This window comes from Shewanella sp. 10N.286.51.B2 (assembly GCF_041469265.1).
Lineage (GTDB): Bacteria > Pseudomonadota > Gammaproteobacteria > Enterobacterales > Shewanellaceae > Shewanella.
In genome coordinates, this window is the sequence record NZ_JBFRKH010000064.1 from 54,283 (window position 1) to 70,131 (window position 15,849).

Here is a 15,849-nt window from a genome sequence, read left to right on the forward strand (position 1 = left end):
TTGCTACGCATTGAGTATTTAGATGAATTAGCTGTAAAGGTTATGACGGATAGCTGCAAGTATCATTAGCTTATAATGATAGCAAAATAGATCACAGTATTAACATTTTATTAATGCAAAAGTATTAACTGATTTGGGCGCGGGATTGTATTTACAGGATGGTATTTAACAGTTTAACCATTGCCAATTGGAAGGCAATGGTTCGTAGAGATGCTCTAATAAAAAGTACTAAAAAGATAGCATTAGATGATTAATCTTCTGGGTAAACCTTATCTTTGTATTATCTTTATATTTACCAAAAATAAATTCAACTCAGTGGGTGAGTGAGTGTAATTGACCGCGGGCCGTGGTTTACAACGCTTTATCTTCCAAATTTTACTTTACGAAAAGAGTAAGATTTGTAAACGTAGTGCTTTGTTAGCTGAAATTCATATAAATTCACACCAGTTATTCTTTACAAAATAGTATCAAATTTAAAATGACTGCTATATCAAATTTCTTTTCTGTAGGCTTTGTAAGGCGATGGCCTCAATGCCTGAAACCATCACTTTGCCAAAGTATCCTGAGTAATGATGGTAAGGTAAAAGTACCTTCGTAACTCGTTTTTGGACAGAAATCATTTAGAGTACTCTGTCTACGTCGACTAATATTGATTAGAAAAAGTATCCGAAATTATCAAAGATCTATAATTAGTTTCACCCTCTTTATCTACAAAACGAGCGGTGAACGGTAGCCGAAGAGTACAGGGCAAGATCACGAAGCTTTACCTTGTGCTAAGTTTTTTATCTTATACTTCTTTTTGATAACAAACCAAGTCAACCATGTCTAAGCTCAATTTATTCAAGTACTTTGTAGCCTTCATTGCATTTTGACCTTATAACTCTTTATTAAAAACGACGTATACTCCCTCAAAAGTAGCAACCAACTCATCCGCACAAAATAGATTGCAGGCTATTTGAACACGACCTTTTCCCTTGCGTTGAAACGCACGATGAAACCGAGACCACGCCGTAAGGTTGTCATATTTACATACTGCTGTTACATCTTTGCTGGCGGGTTTCAAGTATCGAATGCTATTTTTTTGAATAACAATTTGATGTTTTTTACCCTCCAGCTGGGCATAAACTAAAGACCAACCTGCCAAAATACCAACAACAGACAAGCTGCCGCCAAACACCGTATTCATGTGGTTTGTATTCATTCTCAATGGTGCAGTAATCTCGATATTTTTGCTGCTACAAGTATTCACACCGATACCGAGAGACTTTGATACTGGTATATGATGATGAAGGTAGACTTCAAGCTCTCTATGTTTCATATAGACCGTTGCCTTTTTTAGACCGCCAAAATATTGCAAAAGTCCGTTTTAGAGGGATGCAGGAATTACATTTTAGCTAATTCAGTTAATACTTGCTTATACGTATCCACTGATTGGGCTCCAGAAATAGCGCTCTCGCGATTGAATACAACTGTTGGAACACCTGATATACCCGCTTGTTTCCATTTCTGTTCCAGCGACTGGACATGACTTCGCATATTATCGTCATCTAGGCATTGCATTGCTTCGTCAACATTAATACCAAGACTTTGCAACTCTTGCTCGAGGGTACTCTTGCTGGATATATCTTTTTGCTCGCTATAAAACGAAGCAAATAACCGGTTTTTAAGCTCGGTTTGCTTGCCTACACTTTTTGCATGCTCCAGAAGAATATGAGCATCAAGGGTATTTACAGCTTTTAGCCCGTCAAAGTAGTCGAATTTAAACCCAACGTCTTCTCCAAGCTCTGTCATCTCTTTTCTGAAACGAATGCTATCTTCTAATGTAGTACCGTACTTCCTTTTAAGGTGGGCACGTAGGTCTTCACCTTCAAGCGGCATATCTGGATTTAACTGAAAAGGTTGCCACTCAATCTCAATGCGATCTTCTATCCCAAGCTCTTTTATCGCGGTATTTAAACGCTTATAACCGATAATACACCAAGGACAAATCACATCTGACACTATATCCAATTTGATTTTCTTATTCATATTTAACTCTTTTTTATCAAGCGTTTAGCTTCAATTTTATTTCATTAAATAACACTAAGCTGAATCCAAATTGTTTATTATTCGGTATCCTGCTCATTTTCACCGTAGAGAGTTGCGGTTCTATATTTTTTGCTCACAAAGCTGAATTGTTGGAACGGTATTAGTGAAGTTCGGTACATCAGCTTTTATCTTCTCTGCATTTGGGCCAAATGCCGTTTGAAATGACTCTATAGATTCAAATGAAATTGTACTAATCGCCACATATGCCGCTGCTTCACCAGGAACAACACTTGTTAGCCCTGCATCTACTGTCGCCCCTTTTAGTGCGTCTCCCAGAAGCTCTCCTATCATAGGAACATGTTTGTTGCAGTAGTAATCAAAATCAAAAATCACATCATCGTTATTTGGGTATATTACGTATACTTTAATCATTGCTTTTTCCCTTTTTCTTTCACTAAAGTTTTAAACTGTTGGGGGTTACATTTTGTTCTTGGGCATTGCTTTTCCAATCATTGATTCACCCATTATTGCCTGCTTTTGGTGGGAGATGATCCCAGAAAGAATAGCGGTCATTCGATTACGTTTACCTGGAACCACAACTGCTTTTCTACCCAAACCATTGATAGCTATTTCTGCTACTTCCGCAGGATCTTTTGCAACCATAGGTAGTTTTGACCAGTCAACACCATTATCAGCAGTCATCGGTGTAGTTGTTAACCCAGGAGAAAGAACCGTTACATCAATACCTTTGGGTTTAAGTTCGCCATGAAGAGATGCACCTAGCTGAAGAACATAGGCTTTGGTACCTGCATAATTTGAAAAATATGGGGAAACCATATGACCAGAAAGACTTGATACCATTAAAATACCGCCTCTTTTTCTTTCGATCATCGCTGGTGTAAAGTGGTGAGTCAGTTGCAATACAGAGGTAACGTTAAGCTGTATCATCTTCAACTCTTGCTCTAGAGATGATTTAGCAAACGAACCATTAACTTCAATACCAGCGGCTAGTACAAGTAGCCCAATACTTTTGTCAATTTGCTTAACTTTTTCGACGCCTTCTGACGTACTTAAGTCAGCAGAAACTGTCATTGCTTTAATTCCGTAGCGTTCCGTAAGCAACGTAGCTTGCTCTTCAAGCTCTTTTTCTCGACGAGCGACCAAAACAACGTTCAATCCTTTTGCCGCAATCTGGCTTGCCATTTCTGCGCCAATGCCTGATGTTGCCCCTGTGATAAGTGCCCAATCACCATATTTTTCTTTAAAGCTGATACCCATAATTCGTTACCTTTCTCTGTGTTTAGTTGATGGGGTAACTATATGGAATTTGGAGGTACAGAGCTCTCCATAAAAGTTCAAAAATTGCTCACATTAGTTCAAACGAGCCAACCTGAATAGAAAGGTTAAAATGCGGTGGTGTCAAGTTAAACGAAATTGAGAAGGGGATAGGCCTGTTTGTCCTTTAAAGGCACGGTTAAACGTGGAAACCGACTCGAAACCCGTTTCAAAAACGATGTCGGAGATACGTAAGCTATTATCTTTCAGTAACACTTTAGCTTTGTTGATTTTTAATTTGCTAATGTATTTTATTGGGGGTTCTGAATACACCTCTTTAAACTTACGTTTAAAAGTAGAAACACTCATATGACACAGTGCTGCCAACTCATCCACACTCAGATCCGCATACAGATTACTTTGGATAATATCTTCAAATTTGGCAAAGTTAGGTTTAAACATAGAAGCAAGAAAATCGAGTTCAGAAGGTGCGCCGGTTCTTTTCGCCATAAGAATGACAAATTCACGTAGTTTGCTCTCGATAAGCAAATCATCCGCCAACTCTGGAGAATCCAGCAATATACTGATGCTATCACGATAGTGCTCTAGCAATTTGTCCACTTCAACCTGCAAAATATTATAATCGACCCTGTATTTTGACTGGCTAATATCAAAGTTAAACAGTGACTGAAATATTTCAGGATAGAGAAGGATACCAATCGCTTCACCTGCACCTTCATCATTATGATAGCTAGTGTTTTCATAAAAGTAGTTAGTGCATTTTGCCAGTATTCCGCAGTTTTTGTTCAATGAAGCAGATTCTGTCTGTTCCCTGACGTTAAAATCGCCATTTGTGACAAACGCAAAACACGCTTCACTGTCTACAAATACGCGCGGCATACGTTTGAAACTGGGTATATCTTGTTTTTGAAAAACAATACGTCCATTATATTTTATTGTTTTCATTTAAAGGCACCATTCAATAGTATTGCGATAAGGATAAAGCAGTCTACCTGCTCGATTAACTAATTGGCTCAACTAGAATCGTGTTGCTACGGTGCTGCATTCATAATCATTAGACATCTAAAACTCGACAACAAAACTAAAGCTCGAGAATAGCCTACGCATAATCTATTTTTCAAATGTACTCAATACAAGCATGAATACGTGTATAGATCGAGCGAGAGATTCATGTGGTCTTTGCCCTCTTGATTGAACTTTGAGTCCTTGACGAAACGTAAGGAAATAGTCGGTCAAATGCTCCGCATCTATACCATCAATAAGTCGTTCTGTTTTCTCATATTGAGTAAAAAATGCCAGTGTTGCAATACGACCTTGTTCAAACTTCTTAATAACATACTCATAGAGGGCTGGTTCGTTTGATTTTAATTCAACAATACTGTTTGTAATTAAGCAGCCGTAAGTGAGTAGATCATTCTCTGGATTTAAGAACTCACTATCAAATAAATATTGAAGATTCTCTGATATTAATTTATCTGAGTCGAGTTTCCTGAGTACCACAGACATGTGATGCTCAACATAGAAATCTACTATACATTTAAACACGGTTTCTTTGTTGCCAAACGCGTTGTAAATACTGGTTTTAGTTAATCCTGTAACGGTCGATAATTGATCCACCTTAGTCGACGCATAACCATGCTGCCAAAAATATTTGGCCATAACTCCAAGCACTTCTATCTCGTCAAACTGTCTTTTCTTTGCCATTTATCTATACAACTACATAAAATTCTTATTGACACCTATTGTACTAGTTAGTACATTAATTGCAAATGTACTAACTGGTACAATTAAACAAAACAATGAGGAACAAACGATGTTTTCAGCTATAGCACTATCACTACTTGGATTTGCCTCAACGGTGATTGGAAGTTTGCATTACTTTCTAAAAGTAAAAAAGAACAAGCCTCCCAAAAATCCTATCATCCTTATGCTAGCACTTGCGGCAGGTGTCCTTTTGGGGCTAGGTGCAATTATCAGTGGGATTATAAATATGCATTGGAGCTTTGTTTTCGTTGTCTTAATGTCCAGCTTTTCCATATTTCTTGGTGGTAAATTCATTTGGGTATTCAGTCAAAAAGATACTCCTCTAGGTGATATTAAAGTTGTAATTGGAGATAAGTTCCCACAATTCGAATCAACAACATATGACAACGAGATTTATTCGGCTGATGACATAAAAAATCAACGCGTTCTACTCAAGTTTTACCGAGGTGCTTGGTGTCCATACTGTAGTGCTGAATTAAAAATGTTTAACGATATGAAACCGACCCTAGATCGATATGGCGTTAAGGTCGTTGCGTTGTCGGGAGATACGGCAGAACAAGCAAAAATGCACATCGAACGAGATAGTTTAGATTTTCTTCTTTTGTCAGACCCAGAACTCAAAGTAGTTAAACAATACGGCGTTGAACACCACAAGGCTTTAGGGGCTGACTCGTCTAAAACAAAAACAGTATTAGGGCTGCCATTTCCTACTTCATTTGAATACAAATCAATGTCTATCCCAACATCGGTCTTAATTGATGAACATGGTGTCATCCAATGGATAGATCAGTCTGAAGACTATCGACTAAGAGCAAGCGAAGAACGATTAACTCAAGCCTTACGTAACGCTTTCACCATTAATAAATAATAAACCGAGAGAATTATTATGTTTAACTACCACAATATTGAAACAGCACCAGAAGCTTCAAAGCAAATGATGGAGCAATCTAAAAAATCACTTGGTTTAATTCCAAATTTACATAAAGTGCTAGCAGATGCTCCCGCAACTTATCAAGCTTATTTGAAGACTTATGAGTTATTCACGCAAAGTACACTATTCAGTCCACTCGAAGCTCAAGTGGTTCTGATGACCTCAAACTTTGAAAACAACTGTCACTATTGCGTTCCTGGTCATACGTGGATCATGAAATCAGCTAATATGCCAGAAAGCATTATTGAAGCACTACGGGAAGGAAATGAGTTACCTGATGTCAAACTACAAGCGTTGCATGTCTTTACTAAAGAGCTACTAGATAATCGTGGTCATATAGGTGATGAAAAGTTGCAGAACTTTCTAACGGTAGGATACACTGAGCGGCATGCACTTGAAGTGTTGACAGGCTTAGCTTGCAAACTCATTTCAAATTTCACCAATGCATTATCTCATACACCAGTTGATGCCCCATTAAAGGCTTTTGACTGGACTCACCCTTCAGAGAGGTAAGATCAATCTGAAGAGAGTATCTACTGATACTCTCTTTTAATGGCCGTGTATTTTCATAAGTATATGTGTTGTGGATTAGTAAATTTGGCCACATAGTCAGAACTCTAGGCATAAAGAAAAGTAAGTCAAATTACGAATCTTTAGTATAGCCTCATTCCTGCTCTAGCTTGTTATGGGGCATAAACAATTTTGGAACTGAGGGGGTTTAGATTAGCCCTCCTACCCATGCGCTGTAGCTGTATGGGCAGGAGCTGTTATTTGTTACATGCCCAGGATTGCACAAACGTCATAAGTTTTTCAGACTCGTTCCCTGCATTAGAACTTGTAGCCAAATCACATAATCCAGCATAAGCCATACAAGAGATCATTGCTGAAAACTCTAAAGCCTCATTAATGTGTTCATCGTCATAGCGACTCTGTATGGTACTACCATTGAAATTATTGTGGAGCTGTATGCTGCCAGAGTGGGTGAAGCTATTCAGGCCATTCCACGTATATTTTGCAATTTCAGAAAAATATGCGGGGAACTCATGGAGTGACTCTACCTCTAGAATCATGTCCTTGAAATATAGTTTTTTGTTTTTCTTTGATACAACTTCATCTTCATTGATGAATTTTTCCAACTGTTTTTCATCTGCACACTTCTCTAACCACATTGCGCGAATATATGTTTCGAACAATACCCTTAACAAGGAAAAAGCTGGCGGATATGCTTCTCCAATAAGGCAATTTTTTATTCCTTGTGAGTGATCCAGCGTTACAGCGAATAAAGTTGCAGCTGCCTTAACAGAAACCTTTGAAGTCTCAATTTTAATCCCAACAATATCTCTTTCAATAATATTAAGAGTTTCGATATATTTAGGTAGATTATTCATATTTACATTTAAGGTCTTAGTATTTATGTGTTGCGCGATTATTTTTCAAAACGATCATACACATCTAACAAATTGGCTATTATTCAAGCCTTGATTAAGCAAAGCTATTAATTAATCAGAACTCTATCAAAATAATGTTAAAAGAACGAATATTCCTAATCTAAAAGTGCTTATTAATATCGATGTCGTGTTAAAAATAGAATTAAGCGACATTTATGGATTAATAAAACTAGGTAATTAGGAGGCTGAACACCTGTGTAGCCTGTCAGCCCCAACTAATGAAAGGGGCAAAACGATTTAATCAGTGTGACTCATCGTGAAATATTTCAGATAATTATCACGATAAAAAATGCGTTCAACAACAAATCAGTACCTAAAATCACTATGCCACAATTAGAGTAAAAACTTCCATAATGACAACTATTGTAATTTTAATACGTTACACAAATTGTTTTTTGAACTAAGGAAGCAGCTCCCTTACATCACACCCCAAAACCTCTGCTAACTGATAGGCTTTTTCGAGCGTGATATTGACTTCACCGCGCTCGATTCGTCCTGCATAACTGCGATCAATCTCTGCTAGTAATGCCAATTTATCCTGAGAAATGCCTAGTGTTTTGCGCTTATCGCGCAATTTTGTTCCAAATTGGATAGCTAAGTCTTTCATTTTTCATCTCGTTAAAGATAAAGACTATCCAAAGTTGCGGCTTATAAAGCCACGGATTATAATCCGTATTTAGTTTAATGCTCATTACAAAGAGCTTAAGACAGTGAACCACTACCTCTTGCGAGAAAGTAATGTCGAAAATTTCAATGAAAATATGCACAAGGTTGCATACTATTCTCCAGGATGAGAGCTTTAACAATTTCCGTGTATCTCAATTGCGTGATGCATATTTAGCTATATCTCCTACTAATAAGGATTCTGTAGAGGTTCGCAAGTATGTTTACAGACAAATTTTGAGGCTAGTTAAGAAAGGGCTATTGTTAAAAAAAGGAACGAAAAACTCTAAAAGAATTACGTATCAGAAGTCGGATTTGTTTCATGAAGCGAGTTTTATCTCTGAAAGAACTGAAAGAAAGGTTAATAAACCCGAGTTGACTAATGCAAGTACTCGTCTCGCTGTGCAGCAGCTTGAAAATCGCCTTAAAGAATCTGAAGTTGATTTACTCACTAGCATTGGTGAGTCAGAAGAATATATGAGGTTGTATCAATCCTTCCCAGAGATGAAAGCGCACCTTGAATCCCAGTATTTACAAGCCCGTGAAAACAGCTCAAAACTACTCGGTCAAATTAAAGCGATTAAATCCGTCCTAGCTCATCAACAAAAGTAACCTTAATGAAATTAAGACAGTGGCAATCAGAGTGCGTCAATGGTGCTCTAGAGCACTTTAGTGCCAAACATAAACATTTCCTTTGTTTGGCAACTCCAGGCGCTGGTAAGACGATTATGGCTTCAGAAGTCGCAGCTCAGCTGCTTGAGCAAGACCTGATCGATTTTGTACTTTGCTTTTCACCTTCGATAAATATTTCGCAAGGTATTAAGCATACTTTCTCTAGGCTGTTAGAGTGTCGTTTTGATGGTGTCATAGGTGCCGTTGGTTGCTCTTATACTTATCAAAGCATGCTGTCTTTCAAAGAGGATTTCTGGCAACTGTTAAAACAAAATCGGGTACTCGTGATATTTGATGAGATCCATCATTGCTCTGGCAGTTCTCTTGAAGATGCTAACGCCTGGGGGGAAGAGATCTTATTGAATATTCAAAGCCAAGCCGAATATACTTTAGCGTTAACTGGCACTCCATGGCGCTCAGATCAAGCACCGATAGCTTTATCTCGTTATACAGACCCAGACAATCAAATACAGTGTGATTATATCTACGGTTTAAGGGACGCTGTTGCTGATGGTGTATGCCGAAGCCCAAAGATTGTATTAATCGATAATGAAAGAATTTCGGTTACTGACGAAGAAAATGAAACCAAGACGTTCAATAGCCTAGAAGCTCTATTCAAAGGTTCATTAGTTACTTACCAATCGGTTATTAAAAATGATATAGCCATTCGGCATGCCTTAACGTTGGCGACTAACAAGCTCGACGACATAAGACTTCAAAACCCGAATGCTGCAGGACTTGTTGTTGCATCATCTATAGAGCACGCCGCATATATTCTAAATATGCTCAGAAGTGAATACGGGCAAACTGCCGAAATAGTTACTTATAAAGAAGAACAGCCTTCGCATAAAATTAACGAATTCAGGAATAGCACAACGAACTGGATAGTCAGCGTAGGTATGATCAGCGAAGGTACAGACATCCCGCGTTTGCAGGTGTGTTGCCACCTAAGCAGAGTGAAAACTGAACTCTATTTTAGGCAAGTTCTCGGTAGGATATTACGAGTAAACAAGGCTATCAATCAGGAGGCTTGGCTATATACTTTTGCAGCACCAAAGCTTGTAGAATTTGCAAATCGCATCGCTGAAGAAATACCAGATGTACCCGTCATATTCAGGGAATCCGAAACTGTTTCGGTCTCCGCAGAGCAGGGGAGAAGCGAGATAATACGAGCGAGCACCTCATTTCAAGCTGAGCATAAAGTTAGGTTTAGCACACCACACGAAAATGAATCTCAATCTCCAATTTTAATGCCACTTAACAATCGAGACCTCAGTTGGGGGCAATCGCCATCTTTTGAGATTTTAGGTGGCTTTAGAGAAAAGGTGGTATCTACGTTCAACTCACCTTTTTGATGCGGAAACCTTATTTATGGTGCCACCATTTTAAAAAACTCTTTGACTGTGGCCAATATTTCTTGACCACTACACAGCCGGTTATTTGAAAAAGACTACACCATTGATGAAGTAGAACAAGTGACAGGCCATAGAAACATTAATACGCTATGGCAAGTTTATACTGAGCTTTACCCAAAACGTTTACATGACAAAGATTCTATAGAAACTTAGCCGGTCGGTGGCATCTTATTGAACGTGATACCACCCCTTCGATCGTAAACATTTCACTGGCCGTTATTAAGGCAGGCTCATAATCAGTATTAGCTGACAGCAGCAGTTGATTATGAGTATCAATAATTTTGCAAACAAATTCACCGTTATAACACCCGACGATCACATCGTTATTTTTAACGGTTAACTGCCTATCAACCACAAGAATATCGCCATCAAAGATGCCGACTCCCTGCATCGAGTCGCCCTTAGCTTGACCTATAAACGTCGCGCTTGGGTGCTCTATTAGTAAATCATCAAGGCATAAGGGTGATTGCTTATATTCTGCCGCAGGGCTTTCAAAGCCTGTAATACCAGCACTTGCGTATATAGGAATAATTTTCATAACCAACACCACTGTATTTATATACAGCCATGTTAGTTAATTCTATTATTTTTGCAAGGCTTTCTGAGTACCATCTTGGAAGTATCGCTGCACTAGCTCTTTTCGCAGAATGGTAATTTTTTTATCGGCACTAATACCCACTTTATCATTAGGCAATATCACGATTTCAATATCATCTAATAGATTGCCATGGGCATCATGCACCCCAGAGAGCACGACAGATTCATCTTTCAGGCGGGTTAAATACAACATAAAACATTCCTTGTTTTTAATATGTCGATAAAGTGTAGACCATTTTTAGTTATTACGAATACAATAGATAAAAGCCTAACGCTATAAATAATAAGGATGTTAAATGGTTAAGCAAATTGAACTTAACTGGTCAGAAAGTTCAACAATTGATGGTGATGCATTCCCAGAAGATAGGCTAGGAAGAGCAAAATACGCCACGTTTCTTACCAAGGTTTTAGCATCTCAAGCAGAAGACAGTAACGGTGGTCATAAAAATTATGTCCTAAACCTTAATGCTGAGTGGGGCGCTGGTAAAACATATTTTCTTAAACGCTGGTCCGAAGATATTAAAGAACACTATCCAGTTGTTTATGTTGATGCTTGGAAAAAAGACTATTCTGACGACCCGTTAATGACTGTAATATCTGCCATCATCTCACAATTAAGAACTCAAGCAGGGAAAGATGAAGATGCAAAGGAGTTTAAAGTCCCTCGTAAACTTATTGGTTTACTAAAAGCCGCTGCACCAGGTATAGGTAGGGGGTTATTTAAACGATATGTAGGGATAGACCCTGTAGATATCATGAATGCAGAAGACGATAATGAAAGCATCGGGAATATTAAAGATGAAGACGGCGGAGATGTTACAGACGCTGATGGCCAACCAATTGATATGAGCTTTGCAGCATCTCAAATGGTTAAGTACTTGATCGATGAACATGATGCAAAAAGCAAAGCTATTGAAAGCTTAAAAGAAAGCGTACTAGAGTGGGTAAATGCGGTTGTTGGCCTAAAACAAAAATCACTCCCAGCATTCATATTTATTGATGAATTAGATCGTTGCAGGCCGAGTTATGCAGTAGAAATGCTTGAAACCATTAAGCACATATTTGACATTAAAGGCGTTGTTTTTGTAGTGGCGACAGATACAGAGCAACTGCAACATGCTGTAAAAGCGATTTACGGTGAAGGATTTGACGCTAAAATTTACCTTGGGCGCTTTTTTAATAGCCGCTACAGCCTTAAAGCACCTAACTTAGAAAATTTCCTAGAGGTCCATTGTGATATTGGAAAGCTCTCTAAAGATTACTTTAAAAAATTGGGTATTAATGTACTCCCCTTTAATAAAGATGGCTCAATTACCTTAAAAAATATCTCTGTTATTCTCGAAGCGTTTCAGGTATCAGTTCGTACAGCCATCCAAATTACAGATAGAGTCATTATAACAATCGCGAACCTTCCAAAAGGGTCTAAGATTGATATCCTAATGCTAACTACCTTACTCTGTATTAAAGAAAATGATTCAGCACTTTTTGATGAAATAGTTGAAGGTGGATTTGAAAGAGCAATAGTGGTTGACGGTAAAAATGCATCGCAAACATTACCACAGTTCCTGCGAGATTATTTGCCTGAAAAATTCCATCATCAAAAATTAGAGATGACATTCACACCACGAGACTATCATCCTCAATTTGATGTACTTGAAAGAGCACCTCAGCCGAATAGATACCTTGAAGGCACCTATTACTTCGAATTAATTGAGTACCTAACGAGTATTTTTTCGCCCCATTTTAACTCGCAAACAAAAATGAACAAAGCATTTTTGTTATCTCTTGGCAACGAAAGAGCCTCAAGGGACAAGCAAACTCCCCTACAAAAGATAGGTTCACAGCTTGTGACAGCATATGGGGCGTGTAACCGATCAACTGATACAAACATTTTTATATATTCATCTATAAATTGGATAAAATTTATTTATATAAAGAGTAATTTTGAGTCAATTGATATGGAGGCGTATAAAGATTTTGTCGAATTGGCTTCCCCTCTTGATTGGATGGGAGAAGACGAGATTCATGACGAAAATGTGACGGGGTAAAACTCTAACTTCTACTTTATGACACTATCAGTTGGATGCAGCACCAAGCTAGCATCCAACCTAGTGTAGTGGTTCAGCAAAACTGGCCACGACTTTGTAGTCAATTGTTGTGTTTGGCATAGAATAAGTTATCAGAAAATTCAGCTGCACTTGTTCATCGTAACTCGGAATTGCCCCAAAACGATTTTGAACGTAACTGATTGAACCGTTAAGCTTTGCTAAGTTGACCTAATTTTAGTAATGACACAAAGTGTAGTATATCGCAGGTTCAGTTCAATTCTAGAGAGATATAATGGGAAAGACAAAAGCTCATGATTTTGGAATAATTAAAGGCAATCCATTTAAGATAACCTTCAGGCAACATTTTTTGCCAAATGGCTTGATGAAGCATTTTTCAACTAAAGAAAACAAGATATACAGAGTAGTTAAACCCTTTGCACATGTTGAGTTGATAAAATACGAAAGGAACGACGATTACGCAATCTCTCTTCGCGCATGGAACACCAGAATGGAAGAAATATTTACCGCGATAGAGACAAAGTTTTATGCAGTTCGTAAGAGTGTAGCTTCTGGAGTTGATCATTTATCAAAAGATGACTGTATTGCGATTTCAAATTTTCTAGCCTCTTGGAAAGTTCGTTCAAATTATCTCCGTAGCAGCGGAAAAGTTCACAAGATTGATGGTATCCCAGAACCTCAATTCCCTCCTAAAATTATCTCAGAGTGGATTGCAAAAACTTGTCAGCGAGAGGCAGATATACCTCAATATATCCGAGAACATATAGAGAAGAAAGGAGGCCGACTATCGGGGCCTACCCTAGAAGATCATGAAGTTAATAGCCACAAAGTGTGGTGTGACTATGAATGTGTTAGCTTAGGGCTAAAGAACATACGCTGGATGGTTCACCGCTTATCTGATTTGGAAATAGCACTTCCAGATGTACCGAGCTTTAATTTTGTACCGATCAACCCAAGCACTGTCTTGCTGCCAGAAAATTTTCCGGTTGATACGACTTCCGCTGACGGTATATCAATGCTGAACTATGCAATTGTCACTGATAGCAGATCAGCCTATTGGTGCCATGATATAAATCGGCTGATCAAACTCCCAGCTTAAATCAGGGGTTCTACACCGGAACCCTAGAAAATTCCGTCACTAAAGCTAATGACCATCTCTTCTGATTGCTAGGTTTGGAAAATGTGTATGCGTATTTTTCATCATGGTGTATTTGATAAAAAGCTGATAAGTTCCTTTTATGACAAGTAATTAATTATGCGCGTTTTTACTAGTTTAATGAGGTAAACGCGCATGCGTACCAATCAAATGTTATGTCCTATCAGGAGTAATCAAAATTGCAATTCATTCATAATGATTTAGGTCAAAGGAAAGCAGGTGAAATTGTTGAGGTTACTTTGACTAGTGGCGCTAACGTTCGCTTAATGAATAGTTCTGATTTCAGCAATTATAAAAATGGAAGACGGCACAGCTATATAGGTGGCTTAGCAAATAAATCGCCATTGAGACTTCAAATCCCAAATTCTGGTCACTGGCATGTTGCAATTGATATGCAAGGATTGAGAGGGAGCACTAAAGCATCTGTACAAATACTTCCAGGTGCACTACCTACGATTCAAGATCGACCTCTATCGGAAGTTCCGAGCTTAGTTCGTGACAATATTCCACCGCCAACAGAATCTGGTGAAGAAGCTCATGACGTTTTTATTTCACACGCATCTGAAGATAAAGATGATTTTGTTCGCCCTCTAGCAGATGCTCTCATAGTTCAAGGGCTGAATGTGTGGTATGACGAAATGACACTTAGAATTGGGGATAGTCTGAGGCAAAAAATAGATAAAGGTCTAGCAAATAGTAAAGTAGGGCTTGTTGTTCTATCGCCTTCATTTATAAAGAAAGGCTGGACCAACTATGAGCTTGATGGAATTGTTACTAGAACAGTGTCAGGTGAGCAAGTCTTATTACCGATTTGGCACAGCATAACAAAACAACAAGTAATAGATTTTAGCCCATCGATTGCAGATAAAGTTGCTCGAAGCACGGCAACTCACACCATTGAAGAGATTGCTATAGAAATTGCTGAGCTTATTAAATCAAAAGCATAACAAGTCGCTGGATCATCGCGCACTAAGTGCACTGGACCGTTATTCAGACGTAGTTTTGTGGTTTTGCTGCGCAAAAGTATTCCACAAAACCGCAACTTAATAACTGCCGCTTTCTTTGACGTCTATGTGTTACCAAAAATAGGAATTACAGTGGATAAATTAGATAAGTTATCGTTTGATTTTTTTAAATTCTTTTCAAGAATTGAATATTCTTTAAAAGCAGCCTCTTTCCATACTGGTGAGGGTTATGCAAATCCTGACTGGACAACCTTTGCTCAGGATATTGATTCTAAGTTTCAAGCTATACAAGATAAAAAACTCAATGAGGCTAAGCAATATATTCTTTCTAATCCACCAAAGAAGCAAGTAATTGAGCAAGGGAAAATTGCGTGGTCTGATGCAGCACCTACACCGGGAAATGGCACGGACTTGTTGTTACTCTACGTTCGTCGAGTAAGAAATAACCTTTTTCATGGAGGCAAGTTTAACGGAAACTGGTTTGCCCCCGAACGCAGTGAAGAACTACTAAATAGCTCAATTATTGTCCTTAAATATGCACTCGAATCCAATGAAAAAGTAAAAGAAGCGTTTGAAAATTAAACATAATAAACTGTTCAAGAGGGTTTCAGCACGCGTGCATTTTAACCATACATTTAGTTTAGTGATTAAGGTGTGATGCTGAATCGCACGTTGTGCTCGCTCATTTATGCCAAAATGAGCCCGTGAATCACTCTAGGTAAGACTGTATCTGTGAATCAGATTTACACTTAGTCTAGTTCATGCATAAATTACTGCAATTTTGCGCTGTTTTGGGCTAACGCGCAATTGCCCCAAAGTTTGTTTCGAGCAATCATAATATTTGCCCA

Annotated in this window: 18 protein-coding genes and 1 pseudogene; 9 read left to right on the top strand and 10 right to left on the bottom strand. The window is 38.3% G+C overall.

The features are described 5' to 3' along the window. Nucleotides 1-874: 874 nt before the first annotated feature. From AB4140_RS16665 to AB4140_RS16690, 6 genes are all read right to left on the bottom strand, one after another. Complete coding sequence (locus AB4140_RS16665; RefSeq protein ID WP_082419996.1) at nt 875-1,318, bottom strand: YiiD C-terminal domain-containing protein; 444 nt, start codon at nt 1,316-1,318, stop codon at nt 875-877. A 65-nt stretch (nt 1,319-1,383) separates the two neighbouring features. Beyond that, nucleotides 1,384-2,028, bottom strand: a complete 645-nt coding sequence (locus AB4140_RS16670; RefSeq protein WP_055024797.1) for a DsbA family oxidoreductase — start codon at nt 2,026-2,028, stop codon at nt 1,384-1,386. A 120-nt stretch (nt 2,029-2,148) separates the two neighbouring features. Beyond that, nucleotides 2,149-2,460, bottom strand: coding sequence for an EthD family reductase (locus AB4140_RS16675; protein WP_055024798.1), 312 nt, complete (start codon nt 2,458-2,460; stop codon nt 2,149-2,151). Nucleotides 2,461-2,505: 45 nt separating this feature from the next. Beyond that, nucleotides 2,506-3,306: an SDR family oxidoreductase gene (locus tag AB4140_RS16680; RefSeq protein WP_055024799.1), complete on the bottom strand. Its 801-nt coding sequence runs from the start codon at nt 3,304-3,306 to the stop codon at nt 2,506-2,508. A 141-nt stretch (nt 3,307-3,447) separates the two neighbouring features. Next, nucleotides 3,448-4,269, bottom strand: coding sequence for an AraC family transcriptional regulator (locus AB4140_RS16685; RefSeq protein ID WP_198589623.1), 822 nt, complete (start codon nt 4,267-4,269; stop codon nt 3,448-3,450). A 165-nt stretch (nt 4,270-4,434) separates the two neighbouring features. Next, nucleotides 4,435-5,028: a TetR/AcrR family transcriptional regulator gene (locus tag AB4140_RS16690; RefSeq protein ID WP_055024800.1), complete on the bottom strand. Its 594-nt coding sequence runs from the start codon at nt 5,026-5,028 to the stop codon at nt 4,435-4,437. A 109-nt stretch (nt 5,029-5,137) separates the two neighbouring features. On the opposite strand from AB4140_RS16690, the gene AB4140_RS16695 reads away from it, so the two are divergent. Together AB4140_RS16695 and AB4140_RS16700 are read left to right on the top strand one after the other, a co-directional pair. Beyond that, entirely contained in the window at nt 5,138-5,956 is an 819-nt protein-coding gene (locus AB4140_RS16695; protein ID WP_055024801.1) for a peroxiredoxin family protein, read from the top strand. A gap of 18 nt (nt 5,957-5,974) precedes the next feature. After that, entirely contained in the window at nt 5,975-6,532 is a 558-nt protein-coding gene (locus AB4140_RS16700) for a carboxymuconolactone decarboxylase family protein (RefSeq protein ID WP_055024802.1), read from the top strand. Between the two features lie 254 nt (nt 6,533-6,786). On the opposite strand, the gene AB4140_RS16705 is transcribed toward AB4140_RS16700, so the two are convergent. Continuing rightward, a complete protein-coding gene (locus AB4140_RS16705; protein WP_372001815.1) occupies nt 6,787-7,407 on the bottom strand; it encodes a DUF6988 family protein in 621 nt (206 codons plus the stop codon). A gap of 460 nt (nt 7,408-7,867) precedes the next feature. Further along, nucleotides 7,868-8,074: a helix-turn-helix domain-containing protein gene (locus AB4140_RS16710; RefSeq protein WP_372001817.1), complete on the bottom strand. Its 207-nt coding sequence runs from the start codon at nt 8,072-8,074 to the stop codon at nt 7,868-7,870. Nucleotides 8,075-8,205: 131 nt separating this feature from the next. On the opposite strand from AB4140_RS16710, the gene AB4140_RS16715 reads away from it, so the two are divergent. The 3 genes and pseudogenes from AB4140_RS16715 to AB4140_RS16725 form a co-directional block, all read left to right on the top strand. After that, entirely contained in the window at nt 8,206-8,742 is a 537-nt protein-coding gene (locus tag AB4140_RS16715; protein WP_372001819.1) for a response regulator, read from the top strand. A 5-nt stretch (nt 8,743-8,747) separates the two neighbouring features. Continuing rightward, nucleotides 8,748-10,157, top strand: coding sequence for a DEAD/DEAH box helicase (locus AB4140_RS16720; RefSeq protein ID WP_372001821.1), 1,410 nt, complete (start codon nt 8,748-8,750; stop codon nt 10,155-10,157). 75 nt (nt 10,158-10,232) lie between these two features. After that, a pseudogene (locus AB4140_RS16725) lies at nt 10,233-10,370 on the top strand (site-specific integrase); the annotation flags it as partial. On the opposite strand, the gene AB4140_RS16730 reads toward AB4140_RS16725, so the two are convergent. Then, nucleotides 10,357-10,755 carry a LexA family protein gene (locus AB4140_RS16730; RefSeq protein WP_372001823.1) on the bottom strand — a complete coding sequence of 133 codons (399 nt, stop codon included), beginning with the start codon at nt 10,753-10,755 and terminating at the stop codon, nt 10,357-10,359. The pseudogene AB4140_RS16725 and the gene AB4140_RS16730 sit on opposite strands and share 14 nt — an antisense overlap. A gap of 45 nt (nt 10,756-10,800) precedes the next feature. Then, nucleotides 10,801-11,007, bottom strand: coding sequence for a carbon storage regulator (locus tag AB4140_RS16735; protein WP_372001825.1), 207 nt, complete (start codon nt 11,005-11,007; stop codon nt 10,801-10,803). A gap of 103 nt (nt 11,008-11,110) precedes the next feature. Here AB4140_RS16735 and AB4140_RS16740 point away from each other — a divergent pair, with 103 nt between their 5' ends. The 4 genes from AB4140_RS16740 to AB4140_RS16755 all read left to right on the top strand — a co-directional run bounded on the left by AB4140_RS16740 (nt 11,111) and on the right by AB4140_RS16755 (nt 15,583). Next, nucleotides 11,111-12,862, top strand: a complete 1,752-nt coding sequence (locus AB4140_RS16740) for a P-loop NTPase fold protein (RefSeq protein WP_372001827.1) — start codon at nt 11,111-11,113, stop codon at nt 12,860-12,862. A gap of 292 nt (nt 12,863-13,154) precedes the next feature. Continuing rightward, entirely contained in the window at nt 13,155-13,979 is an 825-nt protein-coding gene (locus tag AB4140_RS16745; protein ID WP_372001829.1) for a hypothetical protein, read from the top strand. 236 nt (nt 13,980-14,215) lie between these two features. Beyond that, the gene (locus tag AB4140_RS16750; RefSeq protein ID WP_372001830.1) at nt 14,216-14,983 is read left to right on the top strand and encodes a DUF1883 domain-containing protein; all 768 of its coding nucleotides are present in this window, start codon (nt 14,216-14,218) and stop codon (nt 14,981-14,983) included. Nucleotides 14,984-15,133: 150 nt separating this feature from the next. Continuing rightward, on the top strand, nt 15,134-15,583 hold the full coding sequence (locus AB4140_RS16755) for a hypothetical protein (RefSeq protein ID WP_372001832.1): 450 nt from the start codon (nt 15,134-15,136) through the stop codon (nt 15,581-15,583). Nucleotides 15,584-15,849: the final 266 nt, after the last annotated feature.